Consider the following 18886-nt stretch of genomic DNA (forward strand, 5'->3'; position numbering starts at 1 on the left):
AATAATGTTGGGATGGTATTATAAAATAGGAGGTGGCCATGTTGGCAGTTTGTGAAAAACATGTCGAGCTCTACAAAGAGCTAGATGCTTATATTGAAGAGCTAAAAGGAAAAAAAGGTATTTTAATTAATGTTCTCCACAAAGCACAGGAACTTTTCGGTTGGCTTCCCCAAGAAGTTCAAGACCATGTTGCTAAAAAACTAAACATTCCTCCTTCGGTAGTCTACGGTGTTGTAACATTCTATAATTTCTTTTCCACAAAACCAAAAGGAAAACACCAAATAAAAATTTGTCTTGGAACGGCCTGTTACGTCAAAGGTGGTGACAGAGTCATGGAAAGGTTCTTAAGTGAACTTGGTGTTGAAGAATCAGAAGTTACAAAAGATGGTAAATTTTCAGTTCATGGTGTAAGATGTCTTGGTGCATGTAGTATGGCACCTGTTGTACTTGTTGGCGAAAAAGATTTCTATGGAAAAGTTACACCTGACATGGTTCCAGGGATAATTAAAAAGTACAAAGGGGAGGGGTAATAATGGGTAAAATAAAAAGTTTAGAAGAACTTATGAAAATCAAAGAAAATACATTAAAAAATGTAAAAATGCGTGAAGAAGGAAAAAGAGGAAGAATAATAGTTGCAATGGGGACTTGTGGAATTGCTGCCGGTGCTAAAGATACTTTAAAAGCAATTGTTGAAACATTAAGTGAGCTAAATATAGACGACATATCAGTTGTTCAATCTGGTTGTATGGGACTTTGTGAAGTTGAACCAACAATAAAGGTTGAACTTGACGGTGAAGTTCCAGTAATATATGGGCACGTTACCCCAGAAAATGCAAAGAGGATTATTAAATCACATATTGTTGCTGGAGAACAAGTTGGAGAATTAATAGTAAAAAGAGGAGAAGAATAAGGAGGTTTGAAAATAATGCCTTTAACTACCAATACAATACTTATTTGTGCTGGTGGTGCTTGTATTTCCGCTGGTGAAGAAAGCGTAAAAGATGTCCTCGAAAGAAAAATAAAAGAATACAATCTTCAAGATACAATAAACATTGTTGAAACTGGATGTATGGGTGCATGTAGTTTAGGTCCAATTATGGTAATTCATCCAGAAGGCGTTTACTACCAAAAATTAACTCCTGAAGCAGCTGAAAAAATTGTTGAAGAACACCTACTTAAAGGAAGAGTAGTAGAAGAATATTTATACAAAGGTGATAAGGGAAAAATAGTTCCACAGCCACAAAAAGAAATCCCATTCTTTTCAAGACAGGTTAAAGTTGCTACTAGAAATGTCGGTATTATTGATCCTTTAAATATAGATGAATACATTGCACGCGATGGTTATTTTGCACTTCACAAAGCCTTAAAAGAAATGACTCCTGAACAAGTAATCGAAGTTGTAAAGGAAAGTGGCCTTAGAGGCAGAGGCGGAGCTGGATTTCCAACAGGACTAAAATGGGAATTTGCAAGAAAATCACCAGGTGATGAAAAATATATGATCTGTAATGCCGATGAAGGTGACCCAGGCGCATTCATGGATAGGTCAATCCTTGAAGGAGATCCTCATTCAATAATTGAAGCAATGACAATCGCTGCATATGCAATTGGTGCTACAAAAGGATTTGTTTACGTTAGAGCTGAATACCCAATTGCAATTGAAAGACTTACAGTAGCATTAAATCAAGCTAGAGAATATGGCTTTTTAGGTGAAAATATTCTTGGAACAGATTTCTCATTTGATATAGAAATTAGAATTGGTGCTGGGGCTTTTGTATGTGGTGAAGAAACAGCTTTAATGCATTCAATTGAAGGAAAAAGAGGTCAACCAAGAGTTAAACCACCATTCCCAGCACAAAAAGGGCTTTGGGGAAAACCAAGTAACATAAACAACGTTGAAACACTTGCTTGTGTTCCACCAATCATATATCATGGCCCTCAATGGTTTAGACAATGGGGAACTGAAAAATCTCCAGGAACTAAAGTTTTTGCATTAGCAGGTAAGGTTAAAAATACTGGACTTGTCGAAGTTCCAATGGGGATCACTTTAAGAGAATTAATATATGAAATTGGTGGTGGATCACCAACTGGTAAAAAAATTAAAGCAGTTCAAACTGGTGGACCAAGCGGTGGAGTTATTCCTGAAGAATATTTTGACACTCCAGTAGATTATGAATCATTACAACAACTTGGTGCAATAGTTGGTTCAGGTGGTATGATTGTTCTTGATGAAGACGACTGTATGGTTGACGTTGCAAAATTTTTCCTCGAATTTACTGTTGATGAATCATGCGGAAAATGTACACCTTGTAGAGAAGGAACAAAGAAAATGTATGAAATCTTGGACAAAATTACAAAAGGTGAAGGAACTGAAGAAGACATAGATATATTAGAAAATCTTGCCAATGTAATTAAAGATTCATCACTCTGTGGTCTTGGACAAACTGCACCAAATCCAGTTCTATCAACTCTTAGGTATTATAGAGATGAATATCTTGCACATGTTAGAGACAAAACTTGTCCAGCAAAGAAATGTAAAGATTTAATTAGCTATGTCATTAACCCTGAAAAATGTGTTGGTTGTACAGCATGTGCTAGAGTATGTCCAGTAAATGCTATCAACGGAGAAGTCAAAAAAGTTCACGAAATTGATCAGGATGCTTGTGTAAAATGTGGAAGCTGTATTGAAGTATGTAGATTTGGAGCAATTAGTAAAGTAACTCCTGCTGTACAATAAAATCTTTGGATAAAGGGGGTCGCGCTTTATGCTCGCAAAGGAAGAAATTAAAAAAATAGTTCAGGAAGCCAAAAATGAACGTTTGGAAGAACAAGATATTCTGATATATATTTTGCACAAAATCCAAGAAAAGATTGAAAATAATTATATACCAGAATATGCTGCTGAAATTGTCAGTGAAGAATTAAAAATACCAACTTCAAAAATATATGAGGTATTAACCTTTTATTCAATGTTTTCAACCAAAAAAAGGGGGAAATATGTAATAAGAGTATGCACAAGTCTACCGTGCCATGTTGCAAACGGAAGAGAAATTATAAACACATTAAAAGAAGAATTAAAAATTGATTTTAATCAAACAACAAGTGATGGCCTTTTTACACTAGAAGAATCTGGGTGTTTGGGACTGTGCGGTGTTTCCCCAGTTATTATGATTAACAATGAATATTATGGTGATCTCACCCCCCAAAAAGTCAGAGAAATTATTAACAATCTCAAAGGGGGTGAATCTTTATGAAGCCTATAACAATCCTTGTATCGGTTGATAGTAATAGTATTCTGTTAGGAGCAAAAGAATTTGTTAAAGTTTTTAAAAATCTAATCGAAGAATTTAATCTATCTAATTTGGTTGAAGTTTTAGAAACAGGAACTATGGGAAATTATTCTGGAGTTACAGTTGCAATCATGCCAGATAATGTTTATTACAGTGTTAGTTCGGTATCCGATGTAAAGAAAGTATTTGAAGAACACATATTAAAGGGTAGAAAAGTTCTTGATCTTGAAATATCACCAAATGAACTAATATCTAAAAAGGAAAGTATTACAAAAGAATATAAGATAGTCACTAGAAATATTGGAAAAATTGATCCAAAAAACATTGATGAATATATTGCAAATGATGGGTATTTTGCACTCGCAAAGGCATTATCAATGAAACCTGAGGAAATAATCAATGAAATTAAAGAAAGCGGACTTAGAGGAAGAGGAGGAGCAGGTTTTCCAACTGGATTAAAGTGGGAATTTGCATATAAAACAGATTCAGATCAAAAGTACATTGTTTGTAATGCCGATGAAGGTGAACCAGGAACGTATAAAGATAGATTAATAATGGAAGGTGACCCTCATAGCATTATTGAAGCTATGGTAATCACTGGCTATGCTGTTGGCGCAACAAAAGGTTATATTTACATTAGAGGAGAATACTATGGCTCCATTGAAAATGTTAAAAAGGCTATAAATGATGCATACGAATATGGATTTTTAGGTGAAAATATACTCAATAGCGGTTTTAATTTTGATCTTTCAATACGTTTAGGTGCTGGGGCATACATTTGCGGAGAAGAAACTGCATTGCTTGAATCAATTGAAGGGCATGCTGGAAGACCTAGGTTAAAACCCCCATTTCCACCTCAAAAGGGGTTATTTGGAAAACCAACGGTTATTAATAATGTAGAAACTCTTGCCAATGTACCACAAATAATTCTAAATGGCGCTGAATGGTTCAAGCAAATTGGAACAGAAAATTCACCTGGAACTAAGGTATTCTGTTTCGCAGGTAATTTAAATAATAGAGGAATTGTTGAACTACCAATGGGTGTTACTGTAAAAGAACTTTTAATATATGCTGGCGGAATTTCTGGTGGAAAACTTAAAATGGTTCAAACTGGTGGAATTGCCGGTACCTTCATAGATGAAAGTAAATTAAATGTTCCACTTGATTATGATTCATTCTCAAAATACGGTGTAAGCCTTGGTTCTGGAGTCATACTAGGTGTTAATGATTCACATTGTGTTGTTGATATTGCTAAAAACGTAATGGAATTTTTCAGGCATGAATCATGTGGGAAATGTACACCTTGTAGAGAAGGAACAAAAATTGCAGTAGAAATTCTTGAAAAAATGTCAAAATTTGAAGCAACTATGGATGATCTAGAACACTTGATTGAAATATCAAATGTAGCAAAAGAAGCAGCTTTGTGCGGTTTAGGCCAAAGCTTCCCTGTGCCATTACTTTCATTAATAAATAACTTTAAAGAAGAGTTTGAAATGCACATAATTGATAATGTCTGTCCAGCAAACCTATGTAAAAAAGTTGAAAAGAAAAAATCAAGAAAATTAACTATCTAAAATAAGATTCATTTCAAAATAATGCATGGCTTCGAGTATTCGAAGCCATGTTATTAAAAAAATAAGATTAAAAATTGTTTTTACACATATCATACAAAAAGTTTTAATTTTTAAAAAAAACAAAACGCCCACTATAAGTGGGCGTTTTTGATTATCTTCTTTCTTTTTTTCCTCTTTTTTTATCAAGTCTTCTTCTGTATTCAGAAAGCTTTCTATCACTATCTTTCATAAACTTTGCAAGCTTTTTTTCAAAATCATTGTTTACTTTCTTTTCTTCACTTTTTCCTTCACTGCTGTTAGCTGAAGTATCTTTTAGAGTTAATTCCCATTTCCCATCTCTAGTTTTTCCTACAATTTTACCTTCAACCTCTTGCCCTACTGATAAGTGATCGCTCACTGCCTTAACATATGTAGGTGCAATCTTTGAAATATGTACAAACGCCTTTTCTCCATCCTTTAGCTCAACGTTAGCTCCAAACTTTAGTATCTCCACTACTTTTCCCTTTACTACTTGCCCAACTTCCATACACGCAAAACCTCCCTATGGTTTAAAAAAATAATTTGGGAGCTAATGCTCCCCGCATTATAGTCATCACATTAATCTAAATTATATTTTTTCTTGAACTTTTCAATTCTTCCTTCTGTATCAACTATCATTCCTGCTGCGCCTGCACCTTTGTAGAATGGGTGGCAACTCGAACAAACGTCAATTCTTACATTTTCTTTTGCACTGTAAAATTTGTGTTCTGCTCCACAAGCACATTTTACTGTTATCAATTTCATCTCTGGGTGAATTCCCTTTTTCAATTTACTCACCTCTCCTAGTTATTTTATCATTTTTATCATTAGTATTATACCACATAAATCATTTATGTAAAGTTTACGTATTATCTTTAAGTAAAATTTTTATTAACATATTCTCCACTGATTTTAACAATCCTTTTCTTGGCAACGAATCAACACTTGCAATCATATCTGTAGCAACTTTTGGATCTACTTCTTCATTAATTATTTTCTTTTTTTTGCCTTCAACTATCAAATTTTCAATCTTTCCCAAAAAACTTTCATATTTTTCCCTAGCATTTTTCCAATTTTCTTGATCAATAACCTTTGTCTTCTCACGTCGTAAAAGATCAGAAATTGCCTTTTTACTTGTCAAAAAATCAATATATCTTTTCAAGAAATTTTTTATCCTTGCAACATATGAAGAATCATTCTCTTCCACTCCAAATAATTCGTTTTCCAACTCTTCAATAGATTTAATCCACACTTCTTCAAAAAGTGCTTCTTTACTTGGGAAATAATAATAAATTAAAGATTTTCGCACACCTGCAAGCTGTGCGATTTCATCAATGCTTACAGCATCATATCCTTTTTCTGAAAACGCTTTTTTAGCAGCTTCTAAAATCAATCCCTTTGTATTTTTCCTTGCCATTAATACACCTCTTAAATGCGGGGAACATTCCCCGCATGAATTATAATTCTAACTTTTTATCAACTTTGAGAGCTTCTTCTTTATTTGCATATCTCTTCATTCTTGTCTCATAGTTGTAAATTCCTCTATTTACAGGGTATCTTTCGACATAACCATGTTCGTACCACAGTTTATCTGCATATTGTTTCCATTCTTCGGCAAGTTTATCTATCTCAGGTGCTAATTCAGTAATTACTTTTTCTGATCCTTCATGTTGTGGAATTGCATCAAAATGTTTTACCATTGCTCTAAATACTTTTGGATTATCAATAATTGGACATGGTCTGAAAAGATTATTCGAGAATGGAATCATCCTTTTATATGCTTCAAAGAATGGAGATTTAAATATTTCAAGCAATGTTTTTTCTCTTATACTATCTTTTGCAAATTGTTGGAAAACACATGGTTCAACATAACCCTTTGCATTCACGTGGAAGTATTTTGAACCAGCTGATAAACATCCATGTGTTAAGAAACCGTGATTCCAAAAATCTGCAACAAATGCAAATCTTCCACTTAATCTTACTTCATCTGTTTTAAAGAATCTCTCGTATCTTTGTTTTGGAGTTGGTACAAGATCCATAGTTGGATTCATACCAACTGGCATGAATTGGAATACCCAAGCATATGCTACACCATTTTCAGCAAGAAAATCCCAGAATTCATCTTTCATTATAACATCGTGATTCTTCTTTGTAGCAGTAACACTTGCTCCAAATGGAACACCATATCTTCTAAGTCTTTCCCATGTATTTTGAATTGCATTGAATACACCTTTCCCTCTTCTCCAATCTGTTTCTTCCTCAAACCCTTCAACTGAAATTGCTATAGTAGCATTTCCAAGTTCTGATAATTTTTTAGCTTTTTCTTCATTAATCAAAATTCCATTGGAGTAAATCATAAAGTAGTGTTGATCAAATTCTTCTAAAATTTCAAGAAGGTGTGGCCAATAGAAAGGTTCTCCACCAGTAATAATCCAGAAGAAAATTCCAAGCTCTTCACCTTGTTTTAAAATGCTTCTTACTTCTTCTTTTGAAAGTTCATATTTTCTTCCGTAAAGACCAGCATAACATCCAATACAATTCAAATTACATGCATATGTAGGACTTATAACTCCAAGCTTTGGAAGAACAACTTTTTCCTTTTCCATGTTTTTTTGTCTCAAAGGTTCACCAATTGCCCACTCGTTAATAATAAGGTTGTTGATAATCTTTTCAGTACATTTTGGACTTGACTTTTGGAAAATCTCTATCCACTTTTTGATCATAGGATGTTCTTCTTGAGCCATTAACCCTAACTTCTTCAAACCACTTTTTGCAGGTTCTTTACTCAAAGCTCCTACTGTAAACAATAACTTTGCAAAAGATTGAGTATCTGCTTTTCTCACAAATGAGTTAATCATCTTCCCCGCTTGCCTATAAATCATACCTTTTATTCCGCCTACAGCCATCCTAACACCTCCAATTTTTATTGACCGTTCAGTCAAATTTTACACCTATTTTCTTAATTTTTTGTTGCAGTAATGTAACTTTTTGGTTCAATATGTTTCCTTTCAAAAAAAATGACTATAATTATAGTCAAGGAGGGGTAATTTTGAATTTAAAAAACAAAAATGTTTACTATAGCATCGCTGAAGCAAAAGCAAAATTTTCAAAAGTAATAGATGAATCTCGTGAAAATAATGTAATTATAACTAAAAATGGAAAACCTGTTTCTGTAATCATAGACTTTGATAAATTTGAAAAGATAGTAAATTTCTTAGAAAATGTATGGGAATTATACTTACTTGAAATAGGTGATCCCTCAAAATTTAAAGATTTAAATATAAATGATCTTTTTTCTGATAATGATTAGGAGGTGTAAAAGATGGCAAAAGTTGAGTTAGAACACGTATGGAAGATCTATGATGGCAAGGTAGAAGCTGTAAAGGATGCAACATTCACAATAGAAGACAAGGAATTTGTAGTGCTTCTAGGTCCATCTGGTTGTGGAAAAACTACCACTTTGAGAATGATTGCAGGGCTTGAAGAAATTACAAAAGGTACATTAAAAATTGATGGTAAAGTTATGAATGATGTCGAACCAAAAGACAGAGATATTGCTATGGTTTTCCAAAATTATGCACTTTACCCACACATGACAGTATATGACAATATGGCATTTGGTTTAAAGCTAAGAAAAGTTCCTAAAGATGAAATTGATAGAAGAGTAAAAGAAGCTGCAAAAATTTTGGGAATTGAAGAATATCTTGATAGGAAACCAAGGCAACTTTCTGGTGGTCAAAGACAAAGAGTTGCTGTTGGTAGGGCTATAGTAAGAAATCCAAAAGTTTTCTTATTTGACGAACCTCTATCTAACCTTGATGCAAAATTGAGAACTCAAATGAGATCCGAATTAAAAAAACTGCACCATAGACTCGAAGCAACTATTGTTTACGTTACTCACGACCAAATTGAAGCTATGACAATGGCTGACAAAATTATAGTTATGAAAGATGGAGTAATTCAACAAATAGGCTCACCACACGAAATTTACAACAAGCCAGCAAACACATTTGTCGCTGGATTTATCGGTAGCCCTGCTATGAATTTTGTTAATGCAAAAATTATTAGAGAAAATGGCCTATGGATTAAATCAAGCGGATTAAAACTCAAAGTACCATCTCAATTTGAAGAAACACTTGAAAAATATATCGATAAAGACATTATCTTTGGAATTAGACCTGAAAATATTTATGATAAGATGTTTGCTATGCTACCAAAAGAAGGAGAAAATACTGCACGGGCAAAAGTTGACGTAGTAGAACCACTTGGTAGTGAAACCATACTCCATGTTGTAGTAGGGGAAGATAAGTTGGTTGCAGTTGTTGATCCTAAAACTGAGGCAAAAGAAGAACAAGAAATTGACTTGGTATTTGACATGAATACAATGCATTTATTTGATAAAGAAACAGGTAAAGCAATATTATAATAACTAATCAACCATAAAAATCCCCGGTGTTAAAACCGGGGATTTTGTTATTTAAATCTTTCATAAATTACATCTATATTCCTCAAATAATACTCAGGATTAAATATTTCATTAATTTCTTCCTGGGAAAATTTAAAATAGTTTTTTACTTCATCTTTAAATGAACTTTTATTTTCCCAACATTTTAATGCTATTTTTTGCACCTCTTTATATGCTTCTTCTCTTGTATAACCCTTTTCTACTAATTTCAAAAGAACTCTCTGTGAATAAACTAATCCTTTTGTCTTATCTATATTCCTAACTACATTGTCTTCAAAAACTGTTAAATTTTCAATTAGATAAGTTGCCTTTTTTATCATATAAAACAAGGTCATTGTAATATCTGGAAACATGTATCTTTCAACAGATGAGTGAGAAATATCTCTCTCATGCCATAGCACAATATTTTCCAATGCACTATTTACATAACTTCTAATCACCCTTGACATCCCCGTAAGCCTTTCACAGAGTATTGGATTCTTCTTATGCGGCATAGCTGATGAGCCTCTCTGACCTTTTTTGAACGGTTCTTGTACCTCCAATGTTTCTGTCTTTTGTAAATGTCTAATTTCCACCGCTATTCTTTCTATAGCACTCGCAATTAATGCAAATACATTTATTAAATTTGCATGAATATCTCTTGGAATTACTTGAGTTGCTACTTTAACAGGCTTTAGAGAAAGATAAGAAAGTGCAAGTTTTTCAACCTGTGGATCAATATTTGCATAATTTCCTACAGCACCTGATAATTTACCTACGGAAATTTCATCCATAGCACTTTTTAGTCTTTCTATATTTCTTTCAATCTCTGCTGCCCAGGTGAGATATTTTAAACCAAAAGAAGTTGGTTCAGCATGAACTCCATGAGTTCTTCCTATTGTTGGCAACTTTTTATATTCAAATGCTTTCTTTAATAAAACTTCACGCAGTTTTTCAAGTTCATCGTATATATATCTTGTAGCCCTTAAAAGTGCTAAACTATTTGCAGTATCCACTACATCTGACGATGTAAGTCCAAAATGAAAATACCTTGATTCATCCCCCATTTTTGATGTTGCAACTTTAATAAAAGCTATTACATCATGATCAACTACCTTTTCAGTTTCAAGTATTTCTTCTACATTTAGATATGAATTTTTTTTTGCTCTTTCATATGTTCCTTTTGGTGCTACCTCAAGCTCCTCATATGCTCTAATAACAGCAAGTTCAACCTCGAGCCATCTTTTATACTGACTTTCCAACGTCCAATGACTTTTAAGTGGCTCTAGCGCGTATCTTTCAACCATTTTTTCACCCCCACACAGCATTTTACACCTAAAGTATACCATTCAAATTCAAAAAAAATGAAAAATGGAAGTTAACCTTTACAAAAATTATTGTTTAGTATATAATATATATGCACAATTATACATATATACAATTAATTATAACTAAAGGAGGAGTTCTATGGATGAATCTATATACCAACTTTCTGAGTTTTTTAAAATTTTATCTGACCAAACAAGATTAAAAATCTTGATTGCGCTTTCAAAAAAAGAATGTAGTGTTTCAGAACTTCAAGAACTTTTGAACACTACACAATCTACAGTTTCTCATCAATTACGTATTTTAAGACAAACCAACCTAATAAAATATTCTAAAGTCGGAAGAAGAGTATACTACAAACTTTATGATGAGCATGTAAAAACAATCATAAATTTTGCACTTGAACATCTTGAAGAATTTAGAGGAGGTAGCAAGAATGCATAGTCATGACCATCATGAAAATTCAGACATTGTTGGAGTAAAATTACTATTTTCCGTTTTCTTTAATCTTGCAATTACACTATCGGAAATAATAGGAGGAATAATCTCAGGAAGTCTTGCTCTTGTTTCAGATGCATTACATAATTTAAGTGATACAGGCGCGCTTTTAACAAGTTACTTTGCAAGGAAAATTTCTAAAAAACCAAGAGATTTAAAATTTACATATGGTTATAAACGTGCTGAAACTATCGCAGCAATAATTAATACAACTGTGCTTCTTGCCATTTCCTTTTCATTGATTGTCGAAGGTATTAGAAAAATTATTCAACCTACTGAAATTAATACTGGCATAATGCTTATTATTGCATACATTGGGCTTGTCGGAAACTTGCTTACTGCGATCTTACTCTTTTCACATAGTAAAGAAAACCTAAATTTAAAATCTTCTTTTCTCCATATTTTAAGTGATCTATTATCATCAATTGCCATAATAATAACTGGTCATATAATGCAATTTTACAATTTATACATTTTAGATCCTATAATAACTTTCTTAATCTCTGCTTATATAATTATTGAATCAATTCACATTTTAAAAGATGCTATAACAATAACTATGCAGGCTGTGCCTGATGGTGTTAACCTTGAAAATATTAAAGATAAAATTGAATCTTTGCCATTCGTCAAAGATATGCATCATACTCATATATGGTCTCTTGACGGTAATAATCTTTTTATTGAATCTCACATAAAAGTTGTAGGAAAAGACTATGATAAATACTTAAAAGAGGTTAAAGATATTCTAAATAAAAATGGGATTTCACATTCTACAATACAAATAGAATCTGAATATTGTGACGATATCTGTATTGAAGAAAAAGATTAACTATGTTAAAATATCAAATAGAATCTGGGCGTAGTTCAGTTGGCTAGAACGCCAGAATCGGGATCTGGAGGTCGTGGGTTCAAGTCCCACCGCCCAGACCATCATTGTAAACCACGGGGTTGCAAGAAAACACGTTTTTATGGTACTTTAAGTACGTTACGATTGTGTAAATTAAGGCAGACCAAAAAATGCCCCCTTTTATAGGGGGCTAATGTTTTATCTATTTAGAGAGGGGTTATTTGTCAATTTTTCTATTCCTAAAATACGTATACCACCACATAACATCCAGAAGGTGATCTCTTGTTTCTTTTGGAATATATTCATCTATGAACCTATTATCAGGTTTTGTATTTCTCAACCATTGATTGACCATTCCAATACCAAAGTTGTATGCCATGATTGCAAAGTTAACAGAAAACGGATTGTAAGGATATTTGGTTATGAAGTAGTCAATTAATCTTTTTAAATACAACACACCAATTGATATGTTGTGGTATGGATTAAACATATCATCCCAAGTTAAATTTAATCTATATAAATCGTTTATTTCCTTCAGAGCAATTTTAGAAATTTGCATAAGTCCGCGTGCATAATAACTTTCTGCGTCTGTATTTCCTCCGCTTTCAGTCATGATAATGGCTTTTACTAAATCTGGATCTACATTATTTGCTATACATGTTTCTTCAATATACTCTTCAATTTTTTCATCCACTATTTCACCTCCAGAAAAAACGGCCAGCTAAAGCACCAGTAACCAAAGATAATATTACAGAGACAGCAAATGCGAGAGCCCTTTTCCCTGCAAGTTTTGCGTATGCGTCTATTGCTATTTCTTCAATATAGCCGGACATTGTTTTAATTTTGTTTTCTATGCGTTTATCTAAATATCCATTTAGCATTTTCTTTATATCTTTAATATCACTTTTCATTTCCTGAATATCTTCTTTAACACCTTTTATTTCAACGTCATGTTCAATTATTTTTTCTTCAATTCCCATTGTTATCACCACTTTTGTTTACAAATTTTGTTAAAACATTAGCACTTGAGTAGATCCCAAATAAGGTTAAAACAGATTGTGTATAATTGTCAGTATCTAATTTTCCAAACCAAAGCAATACAGTAAATACTAATATTAATGCTAAGGCAAGCCAAAGTTTTCTGCTGGATAGTTTATTCACAATGCTCCCTCCCTTCTTACTTGATAAATAGATAGATAGTTGAGCCGATTGCAATTGTTGCAACGACCGTCCACACAAGTTTTTTAGCTTTTTCTGTTTCTAATTCTTTCTGAAGTTTGTTATTTTCTTCTTCTAAAGTTTTTACTTGTTGCTCTAAATTGAGTATTTGCTTTTCTAAATTTGCTATTTGTGCCTTAAGATTTTCAATTTGTTTTAAGTAATTTGCATTTAATTCTTGTAGCTGTTTTATGTAGTTTGCTAATTCAATTACAGAGTCTTCGGTTAAATAAAATTTCCCATCAGGAGATTGTTGAATAAAGTTATAATTATTTGTTTCGTTTGCGAAAAGTATCATTGAGAAACCTAACAGCGTCATCAGGATTATCAAAATACTTTTTCTTCTCAATTTCTTCCGCCTCCCTTTCTAACCTTTTCTGCTCTTTCTTAAGCTTTTCTTCTTCCTTTTGTAAATCTTTGCGTTGCTTCTTCATGAGTTCAACATCTGGATTTTTCTTTCCTTTTCTAAAAGAAAGTCCTGCAACAAATGCAAGGACTGCCAAGATTAACCACCAGAAATTCTTTAAGAATTTAAATATTTTCTTCACATTCTCACCTCATTTCCACATGAATATCTTTAGAAATAGTTCCTCTATTTTTTACATGAAATCCAAGATTAAGTCTCATAATACCACCAGCACTGGGTTTCATAAACTTCCTACGTGCATATTTCTCAAAACCTAACCAGCTTGGAACCGTTATGATATAATAATCTTGCTCCAGAATTTTATTGTTTCTTGGATCTATAAGCATTCTTTTTTGCTTAACTACAGATGGTTGATGAGTGTGTGCGGTAATATATATGTCAGCATTAGATATTACTTCAGAAATTCTTGCATTTGCTGTTATTTTTCCACCAATTGTTCGTGCAGATGAGTATCCGTGGCCTGCAACTATAAGAAATGGAACCCTTTTTTTAGAACCATAATTGACCTTTTTCAAAGCCACTTTGATTGTTGCCAGCTCTGATTCATAAGGAATTCCAAAGTCCTCACATAATAATTCAACAGGATCTAAACCAACAGCACGCTGAATTCTGGCCTCGTGATTTCCATTTACAACCACCAAAATTCTTTCCTTATACTTTCGTAGAAACTCGGCTAACAATCTTGTGGCACTCTGTGGATTTTCAATTTGTTCATATACATTGCCTACGGAATCTTTTATTGCATAATCCAACATATCGCCTACTAAGATAAGTTTTGAATTTTTATCTATATCTAAGTATTCAACTAATTCATCAAAACGACTTTCAGGACTACCAAGATGCAAATCAGCAATACCTACAATCGATACTGAATGTTCAAATTCATATTCAATAAGTTTTTGCATCTGAAACCCCCTTTCGGCATAAAAAAAGCCCTCAAAAAGAGGGCTAAACTTCGCCGTTATGATAGGTTTTACCTATTCAGATATATAATTACATCTTGCCTTATGAAACATGCCTTAAAATCGATTTAAAAAGGACAATGTTATTCTATTTCTTTGGGAATCTCTATTCGAGATAGCTTTAAGTTTTGCTCCAACGGTGGTATCTCTGCTTGATAGTAAAGTTCTAATATTTGTGGAATTATAGGTTTGTGCAACAGTGGAAAATATCATTAATAACACCTCCGTTTTTTTATATAAACTTACTTATTATAAATCTTGTGGTCACCGTTTTTAAACCAGACTTCTATAAACCATTCGTTTTTTAGGTTTAGCAACGTTGCCGAATATATATTGTTAGCCCCTTGTATCATTTCTACACGTTCGCCTGTGGCAGCATCAACTAACATAACTATTTGTGGTTGGGCAGTTAAAGAAAATTGTATTTTCACAACGTTATCTTCAACAACGATACCAAAGGCTCTGTTGTCTTCTATTGTTGTGCAACCCACAAACATTAAAAAACTAATACAATACTCAACGCAATCATCAAATACTTCATAACATCACCCCTTTTTAAGTTATTTTAATTGTAAATACATAAATTAAAAACTTATATGTTCCACTTTGATAATTAACTAAATCTACAACCCAATTTGTACCATTAGAAAAATAACTATAACGAAGACTTGCTTGATAGTTTACGTTAGAGTCAGCAATCATATAACAACCATTTGTTTTTCCGTTCAAGGCATATGCTTGTATTATTAAAAGTGGCGGATTATCAGATTCTGGTATTCCTAAGTCAATTCTTTGTACACTGGAAGGCTCAACATCAACTGTAATCAACGAATTTAATTGCATCGTTTTGAACGAACCATCAAAAGTAATACTACCAGACGAATCTTCCAATTTTAATTTACCATTCTTAATAAGAATACCATCTTGCCCTGTCCCTAATGCATCTTCCCCAATTTTCACAATGTCCACACCGCCACTATTAACCCTTATTCGCCCTTTGTCTTCGGGAGTATTCTCTATAAAAACTTTGTTTCCAACTTGTATGCTTTTCCCAGCATATATTTTGTTTCCTGCCAGCAAATCCCCTACAACACTACCTTCTGGTGCGTTATCCGATGTTAATGTAATATATGGAGCGAGATTTGTTTCTGTATAACCGTCTGGTACTATTCCGTTTACAACGTCCACCAACGAATCAACCCAGTATGCTATTGTCCCTTCTGGCAGAGAATTTGCTGGCTGAACAACAAGTTTGTCTGAAGTTAAACTGCCAGCTTGTATTCTATCGGCACTTAAGTATCCAGTCGTTATCTTGCCTGCGTCCATATTTGCTATTTTTGCGTTATCAACTGCTAAATTAGCTATTTTAGCATTTGTTATTGCACCGTCTTTAATTTTGGCTGTGCTTATTGCAGCATCGCTGATATGTGTTTCTTGTATTGCTGCGTTACCTATTTTAGCAGAAGTAATGGCTGCGTCTTTTATGTATACACTATCCATTACCAACCTTATTCGTGGTTGCTGCACTTGCATTTTTCTATTTCTACCATTATAATTCAAAATAAATCCAACAGACATATATCGTGCATTTGATGGAAACGGCTTGCTGGTTCCAGCGCCAAACAAACCGATGTATCTTGTCCAATTTGAAGGTGGAACAACTGCTTTTGCTGGATAATACCACCAAGTACCATCCCCAGAAATATTATTACCATTTTTATCAAACAAAACAACCGCCAAATAGAATACACCATTACTTCCACTAAGAGTTCTTGCATAACATTCTACAATATATGTATTATTAGGGTCTATTGGCACTCTGCTTGAATATGCCCACCACACTTGACCGTCGTTGTTTGTGGCAGCGTGTTTCCCGCCGACACCGTCTGATACTTCTACGACTGTTCCACCACCAGCCCACGTATGCCATCCATCAAGAGAGCCTTGCCCTTTTGCATCTTCAAAGTTGCTATTTAAAACGAACGTGACTTGCCTTGCATAATTTTCTACGTTATCCACAGTTTCGGACAATGCATTTAATTCGTCGACAGTATCATTTAAAGTTTGGCTTTCTAAGTCCTCATCATATACTTTGGTTGTAGTGGCACTCACAGATGAACTCCAACCACTTTTATTGCCACTCTTATCAACCGCTCTAAGCCTAAAGTAATAAGTCGTATTCGAATTCCCTGCAAAAGTATATGTTGTAGCATTCATTTTAAACGTTTTTATATTCTGTGTAAATACCGAATCGGTCGCAACTTGAACTTCATAACTATCTAAATCAGGTTCTGTGTTTTCGTTCCATTCAAGAAGTACTTTTTGGAATAGCCCTGTAGCGGTTAATCCCGTTGGGGTTGCAGGTGGCGTTGTGTCTTTTGCGCTTGTTATGCTCTGTGTTGTGGCCCAATTTGATTTCTTGCTTTCTGCATCATAAGCTCTTACTTTTACATAAATTTTAATATTGCCTGGCACTTCAAATTTTACTAACGTATCAGAAGTAGTAATATAATTCCAGTTGATGCCATCATAACTCCAAGCAAGTTCGTATCCTAGTAAATCGCTTTCGGTGTTTGCGTTCCAGGAAGCTGTCACAAAACTTAATCCATTTTCATTTATTGTTGCAAGAGCAAGTCCTGTTGGTGTAGCTGGTGCTAAACCATCTATGTAGTCTGTTCTATTGTCTATTGTATTAACCTGTGTTTGTAAATCTTGCACATCCCCATTAACTGTTTGTATTTGTTGTTCTAAGTCTGTTATATCTTGTGGTACTTGCACATCGGAAGTAGCTTTAATGATTGTTTTGTCATCTATACTGAACACTACATCAGACCATTCAACTATGTTTATAGTTGTAGTAAATTTTCTTGCTTCAAGTGCATGCTCTATGCTGTAAACTAAGAACTTACCTGTAGAAATGCCTTTTGGTGGTAGTTGTAATTCGATAAGATTTCCTGCAAATATATCTGGATAAAATTCGTTTAACTGAAGTTCAAATTTTATATTCTTTGTGGTTTCTTCGTACACGGCATCTGCTACATTAGAGAGCATAGCTTCGGTTGAATAAAATGAAGTAAATGAACGTTCTGAATCTGGCTCCGTTGTTTGATTTGGTTTCGTTACAGTAAGTTCTGTTTTTTTCTTTATAGGTATTGCAGAAAACTTTATATGTTTTATAGTGTAATCTGATGTAGTTAAGTTTGTAATCTTTAAAACAAGCTTGTCGGGATATGCATTTAATTCATCTAATCTGATATTTCCGTCATCACTTCCAGCAGTGAATGCAACATCAGTTCCTACTGGGGTATCGTTCAAATAGTAAGTTATATATACCGTTGTATCAGGGTCTTTTATATATTCGCTTGTGTATTCAAGTTCGAATGTACCTTGGGTTCCAGCCTTGATTATACTTGCATCACCTTGTAATTCGTGGTCTATAACATACTCTGGAGCTGAACCTATCTCATATCCTTCAGATTGCACCTTTATTTGGTTATACTGCCTTTTGTTATTTATACTATAGTTCTTTATATTATCAGCTGTGATAGTAACCGCTGTTGCTGGCTCTGTATAGTTTTCAATTCGTGTTCTAAATGCTATTTTTCCATTTGGAGTGCATGTAAGCTTTCCGCCTGTAGCCTCTGCTATTTCCTGAAGTATCTGCCACCATGTTTTGTTATTATCTGCGATAAATACTTCCCAAGTGGTTGTAAGGGACTGTAAATCTAAATAACTAGCATCTAAACCTATCCGATTAACTAAAATATCGTTTATTATTTGGTCTGGAGTATAGCTTGTATATAACAAAGGATTTGTCGGTTTCTTTTGTGTTGTAATCCAAAGTAAGTCTTTTAGCTCAATATCCGCAGTTTTATGTTTTTCCGTTATAGCATTTGCAGGCTTCCAGCCATAGAATATAGGTACTTGTGTGTTTGTTGTGCCATTATCAACTTCAACTAATAATTTAACTTCCCAAGTTTTGTTTAGATAATCATTATCTGGTGTCCCGTTAAGTTTCCCATTTGCAGGGTCAAAAATATCATTGTATTGTGTAGGGGTAAACGCATTATTCTCATTTTTTACAGTAATTACCGCTGAATCGATTGCAGGAGATTCAAGAAGTTCAATTCTATTGCTTGTTTGTACCTTTAATACATAATCACTTAAGTCATACCAGTTAGTCCCATCTATCTTTGCGTAAAACAATATTTTCTTATATTTTGTAAGATGTCTTACATAAGGAATAAATTCAGAACTTACATTTATTGGTGCGAACACTTATATC

Annotated in this window: 23 protein-coding genes and 1 tRNA gene; 10 read left to right on the forward strand and 14 right to left on the reverse strand. The window is 33.6% G+C overall.

Annotated features, from left to right (window positions below; all coding sequences use genetic code 11):
- Positions 1-38: 38 nt before the first annotated feature.
- From HNP65_RS01440 to nuoF (HNP65_RS01460), 5 genes are read left to right on the forward strand one after another with little or no spacing between them, the layout of a single operon-like run.
- Entirely contained in the window at positions 39-530 is a 492-nt protein-coding gene (locus HNP65_RS01440) for an NADH-quinone oxidoreductase subunit NuoE family protein (RefSeq protein WP_184618609.1), read from the forward strand.
- 2 nt (positions 531-532) lie between these two features.
- Positions 533-910, forward strand: a complete 378-nt coding sequence (locus HNP65_RS01445; protein ID WP_126992278.1) for a (2Fe-2S) ferredoxin domain-containing protein — start codon at positions 533-535, stop codon at positions 908-910.
- Between the two features lie 15 nt (positions 911-925).
- Positions 926-2734 carry an NADH-quinone oxidoreductase subunit NuoF gene (nuoF, locus tag HNP65_RS01450; RefSeq protein ID WP_184619011.1) on the forward strand — a complete coding sequence of 603 codons (1809 nt, stop codon included), beginning with the start codon at positions 926-928 and terminating at the stop codon, positions 2732-2734.
- 28 nt (positions 2735-2762) lie between these two features.
- The gene (locus tag HNP65_RS01455; RefSeq protein ID WP_184618610.1) at positions 2763-3251 is read left to right on the forward strand and encodes an NADH-quinone oxidoreductase subunit NuoE family protein; all 489 of its coding nucleotides are present in this window, start codon (positions 2763-2765) and stop codon (positions 3249-3251) included.
- Positions 3248-4861, forward strand: coding sequence for an NADH-quinone oxidoreductase subunit NuoF (gene nuoF, locus HNP65_RS01460; RefSeq protein WP_184618611.1), 1614 nt, complete (start codon positions 3248-3250; stop codon positions 4859-4861). Before HNP65_RS01455 ends, nuoF (HNP65_RS01460) begins: the two co-directional genes overlap by 4 nt.
- A 151-nt stretch (positions 4862-5012) precedes the next feature.
- Here nuoF (HNP65_RS01460) and HNP65_RS01465 read toward each other — a convergent pair whose 3' ends face one another.
- The 4 genes from HNP65_RS01465 to HNP65_RS01480 form a co-directional block, all read right to left on the reverse strand.
- The gene (locus HNP65_RS01465; protein WP_184618612.1) at positions 5013-5387 is read right to left on the reverse strand and encodes a S1 RNA-binding domain-containing protein; all 375 of its coding nucleotides are present in this window, start codon (positions 5385-5387) and stop codon (positions 5013-5015) included.
- A gap of 71 nt (positions 5388-5458) precedes the next feature.
- Positions 5459-5668, reverse strand: coding sequence for a 50S ribosomal protein L31 (rpmE, locus tag HNP65_RS01470; RefSeq protein WP_004102224.1), 210 nt, complete (start codon positions 5666-5668; stop codon positions 5459-5461).
- A 73-nt stretch (positions 5669-5741) separates the two neighbouring features.
- Positions 5742-6296, reverse strand: a complete 555-nt coding sequence (locus HNP65_RS01475; RefSeq protein ID WP_184618613.1) for a TetR/AcrR family transcriptional regulator — start codon at positions 6294-6296, stop codon at positions 5742-5744.
- Positions 6297-6336: 40 nt separating this feature from the next.
- The gene (locus tag HNP65_RS01480; protein WP_184618614.1) at positions 6337-7785 is read right to left on the reverse strand and encodes a radical SAM/SPASM domain-containing protein; all 1449 of its coding nucleotides are present in this window, start codon (positions 7783-7785) and stop codon (positions 6337-6339) included.
- A 143-nt stretch (positions 7786-7928) separates the two neighbouring features.
- Here HNP65_RS01480 and HNP65_RS01485 point away from each other — a divergent pair, with 143 nt between their 5' ends.
- On the forward strand, positions 7929-8189 hold the full coding sequence (locus tag HNP65_RS01485) for a type II toxin-antitoxin system Phd/YefM family antitoxin (RefSeq protein ID WP_184618615.1): 261 nt from the start codon (positions 7929-7931) through the stop codon (positions 8187-8189).
- Between the two features lie 12 nt (positions 8190-8201).
- Positions 8202-9305 carry an ABC transporter ATP-binding protein gene (locus HNP65_RS01490; protein WP_184618616.1) on the forward strand — a complete coding sequence of 368 codons (1104 nt, stop codon included), beginning with the start codon at positions 8202-8204 and terminating at the stop codon, positions 9303-9305.
- A gap of 47 nt (positions 9306-9352) precedes the next feature.
- On the opposite strand, the gene purB is transcribed toward HNP65_RS01490, so the two are convergent.
- Positions 9353-10630: an adenylosuccinate lyase gene (purB, locus tag HNP65_RS01495; protein WP_184618617.1), complete on the reverse strand. Its 1278-nt coding sequence runs from the start codon at positions 10628-10630 to the stop codon at positions 9353-9355.
- Between the two features lie 160 nt (positions 10631-10790).
- Between purB and HNP65_RS01500 the strand changes: the two genes are divergently transcribed.
- From HNP65_RS01500 to HNP65_RS01510, 3 genes are all read left to right on the forward strand, one after another.
- Positions 10791-11093 carry an ArsR/SmtB family transcription factor gene (locus HNP65_RS01500; RefSeq protein WP_184618618.1) on the forward strand — a complete coding sequence of 101 codons (303 nt, stop codon included), beginning with the start codon at positions 10791-10793 and terminating at the stop codon, positions 11091-11093.
- Positions 11086-11976 (forward strand): cation diffusion facilitator family transporter, encoded by an 891-nt coding sequence (locus HNP65_RS01505; RefSeq protein WP_184618619.1) that lies wholly within the window; start codon positions 11086-11088, stop codon positions 11974-11976. The genes HNP65_RS01500 and HNP65_RS01505 overlap by 8 nt, the downstream gene beginning before the upstream one ends.
- Positions 11977-12000: 24 nt before the next feature.
- A tRNA-Pro gene (locus tag HNP65_RS01510) sits at positions 12001-12077 on the forward strand.
- A 134-nt stretch (positions 12078-12211) separates the two neighbouring features.
- Here the strand turns inward: HNP65_RS01510 and HNP65_RS01515 are convergent.
- The 9 genes from HNP65_RS01515 to HNP65_RS01555 form a co-directional block, all read right to left on the reverse strand.
- On the reverse strand, positions 12212-12688 hold the full coding sequence (locus HNP65_RS01515; RefSeq protein ID WP_184618620.1) for a transglycosylase SLT domain-containing protein: 477 nt from the start codon (positions 12686-12688) through the stop codon (positions 12212-12214).
- A 4-nt stretch (positions 12689-12692) separates the two neighbouring features.
- Complete coding sequence (locus tag HNP65_RS01520; protein ID WP_184618621.1) at positions 12693-12974, reverse strand: hypothetical protein; 282 nt, start codon at positions 12972-12974, stop codon at positions 12693-12695.
- Positions 12964-13155 carry a hypothetical protein gene (locus tag HNP65_RS01525; RefSeq protein WP_184618622.1) on the reverse strand — a complete coding sequence of 64 codons (192 nt, stop codon included), beginning with the start codon at positions 13153-13155 and terminating at the stop codon, positions 12964-12966. The genes HNP65_RS01520 and HNP65_RS01525 overlap by 11 nt, the downstream gene beginning before the upstream one ends.
- A 16-nt stretch (positions 13156-13171) precedes the next feature.
- Positions 13172-13510 (reverse strand): hypothetical protein, encoded by a 339-nt coding sequence (locus HNP65_RS01530; protein WP_184618623.1) that lies wholly within the window; start codon positions 13508-13510, stop codon positions 13172-13174.
- Positions 13482-13760 carry a hypothetical protein gene (locus tag HNP65_RS01535; protein ID WP_184618624.1) on the reverse strand — a complete coding sequence of 93 codons (279 nt, stop codon included), beginning with the start codon at positions 13758-13760 and terminating at the stop codon, positions 13482-13484. The genes HNP65_RS01530 and HNP65_RS01535 overlap by 29 nt, the downstream gene beginning before the upstream one ends.
- Positions 13761-13764: 4 nt before the next feature.
- Positions 13765-14544, reverse strand: coding sequence for a metallophosphoesterase (locus tag HNP65_RS01540; RefSeq protein WP_184618625.1), 780 nt, complete (start codon positions 14542-14544; stop codon positions 13765-13767).
- Between the two features lie 114 nt (positions 14545-14658).
- The gene (locus HNP65_RS01545) at positions 14659-14814 is read right to left on the reverse strand and encodes a hypothetical protein (RefSeq protein ID WP_184618626.1); all 156 of its coding nucleotides are present in this window, start codon (positions 14812-14814) and stop codon (positions 14659-14661) included.
- A gap of 29 nt (positions 14815-14843) precedes the next feature.
- Positions 14844-15098 (reverse strand): hypothetical protein, encoded by a 255-nt coding sequence (locus HNP65_RS01550; RefSeq protein WP_184618627.1) that lies wholly within the window; start codon positions 15096-15098, stop codon positions 14844-14846.
- A 58-nt stretch (positions 15099-15156) separates the two neighbouring features.
- Complete coding sequence (locus HNP65_RS01555) at positions 15157-18879, reverse strand: phage tail protein (RefSeq protein WP_184618628.1); 3723 nt, start codon at positions 18877-18879, stop codon at positions 15157-15159.
- Between the last annotated feature and the right edge of the window lie 7 nt (positions 18880-18886).

Source organism: Thermosipho japonicus (assembly GCF_014201655.1).
Lineage (GTDB): Bacteria > Thermotogota > Thermotogae > Thermotogales > Fervidobacteriaceae > Thermosipho > Thermosipho japonicus.

Bases quoted from the DNA above. Each gene is read 5' to 3' on its own strand.
- HNP65_RS01440 (WP_184618609.1), top strand. From the start codon at position 39: ATGTTGGCAGTTTGTGAAAAACATGTCGAGCTCTACAAAGAGCTAGAT.
- HNP65_RS01445 (WP_126992278.1), top strand. From the start codon at position 533: ATGGGTAAAATAAAAAGTTTAGAAGAACTTATGAAAATCAAAGAAAAT.
- nuoF (WP_184619011.1), top strand. From the start codon at position 926: ATGCCTTTAACTACCAATACAATACTTATTTGTGCTGGTGGTGCTTGT.
- HNP65_RS01455 (WP_184618610.1), top strand. From the start codon at position 2,763: ATGCTCGCAAAGGAAGAAATTAAAAAAATAGTTCAGGAAGCCAAAAAT.
- nuoF (WP_184618611.1), top strand. From the start codon at position 3,248: ATGAAGCCTATAACAATCCTTGTATCGGTTGATAGTAATAGTATTCTG.
- HNP65_RS01465 (WP_184618612.1), bottom strand. From the start codon at position 5,387: ATGGAAGTTGGGCAAGTAGTAAAGGGAAAAGTAGTGGAGATACTAAAG.
- HNP65_RS01475 (WP_184618613.1), bottom strand. From the start codon at position 6,296: ATGGCAAGGAAAAATACAAAGGGATTGATTTTAGAAGCTGCTAAAAAA.
- HNP65_RS01480 (WP_184618614.1), bottom strand. From the start codon at position 7,785: ATGGCTGTAGGCGGAATAAAAGGTATGATTTATAGGCAAGCGGGGAAG.
- HNP65_RS01490 (WP_184618616.1), top strand. From the start codon at position 8,202: ATGGCAAAAGTTGAGTTAGAACACGTATGGAAGATCTATGATGGCAAG.
- purB (WP_184618617.1), bottom strand. From the start codon at position 10,630: ATGGTTGAAAGATACGCGCTAGAGCCACTTAAAAGTCATTGGACGTTG.
- HNP65_RS01500 (WP_184618618.1), top strand. From the start codon at position 10,791: ATGGATGAATCTATATACCAACTTTCTGAGTTTTTTAAAATTTTATCT.
- HNP65_RS01505 (WP_184618619.1), top strand. From the start codon at position 11,086: ATGCATAGTCATGACCATCATGAAAATTCAGACATTGTTGGAGTAAAA.
- HNP65_RS01520 (WP_184618621.1), bottom strand. From the start codon at position 12,974: ATGGGAATTGAAGAAAAAATAATTGAACATGACGTTGAAATAAAAGGT.
- HNP65_RS01530 (WP_184618623.1), bottom strand. From the start codon at position 13,510: ATGATACTTTTCGCAAACGAAACAAATAATTATAACTTTATTCAACAA.
- HNP65_RS01540 (WP_184618625.1), bottom strand. From the start codon at position 14,544: ATGCAAAAACTTATTGAATATGAATTTGAACATTCAGTATCGATTGTA.
- HNP65_RS01545 (WP_184618626.1), bottom strand. From the start codon at position 14,814: ATGATATTTTCCACTGTTGCACAAACCTATAATTCCACAAATATTAGA.
- HNP65_RS01550 (WP_184618627.1), bottom strand. From the start codon at position 15,098: ATGTTTGTGGGTTGCACAACAATAGAAGACAACAGAGCCTTTGGTATC.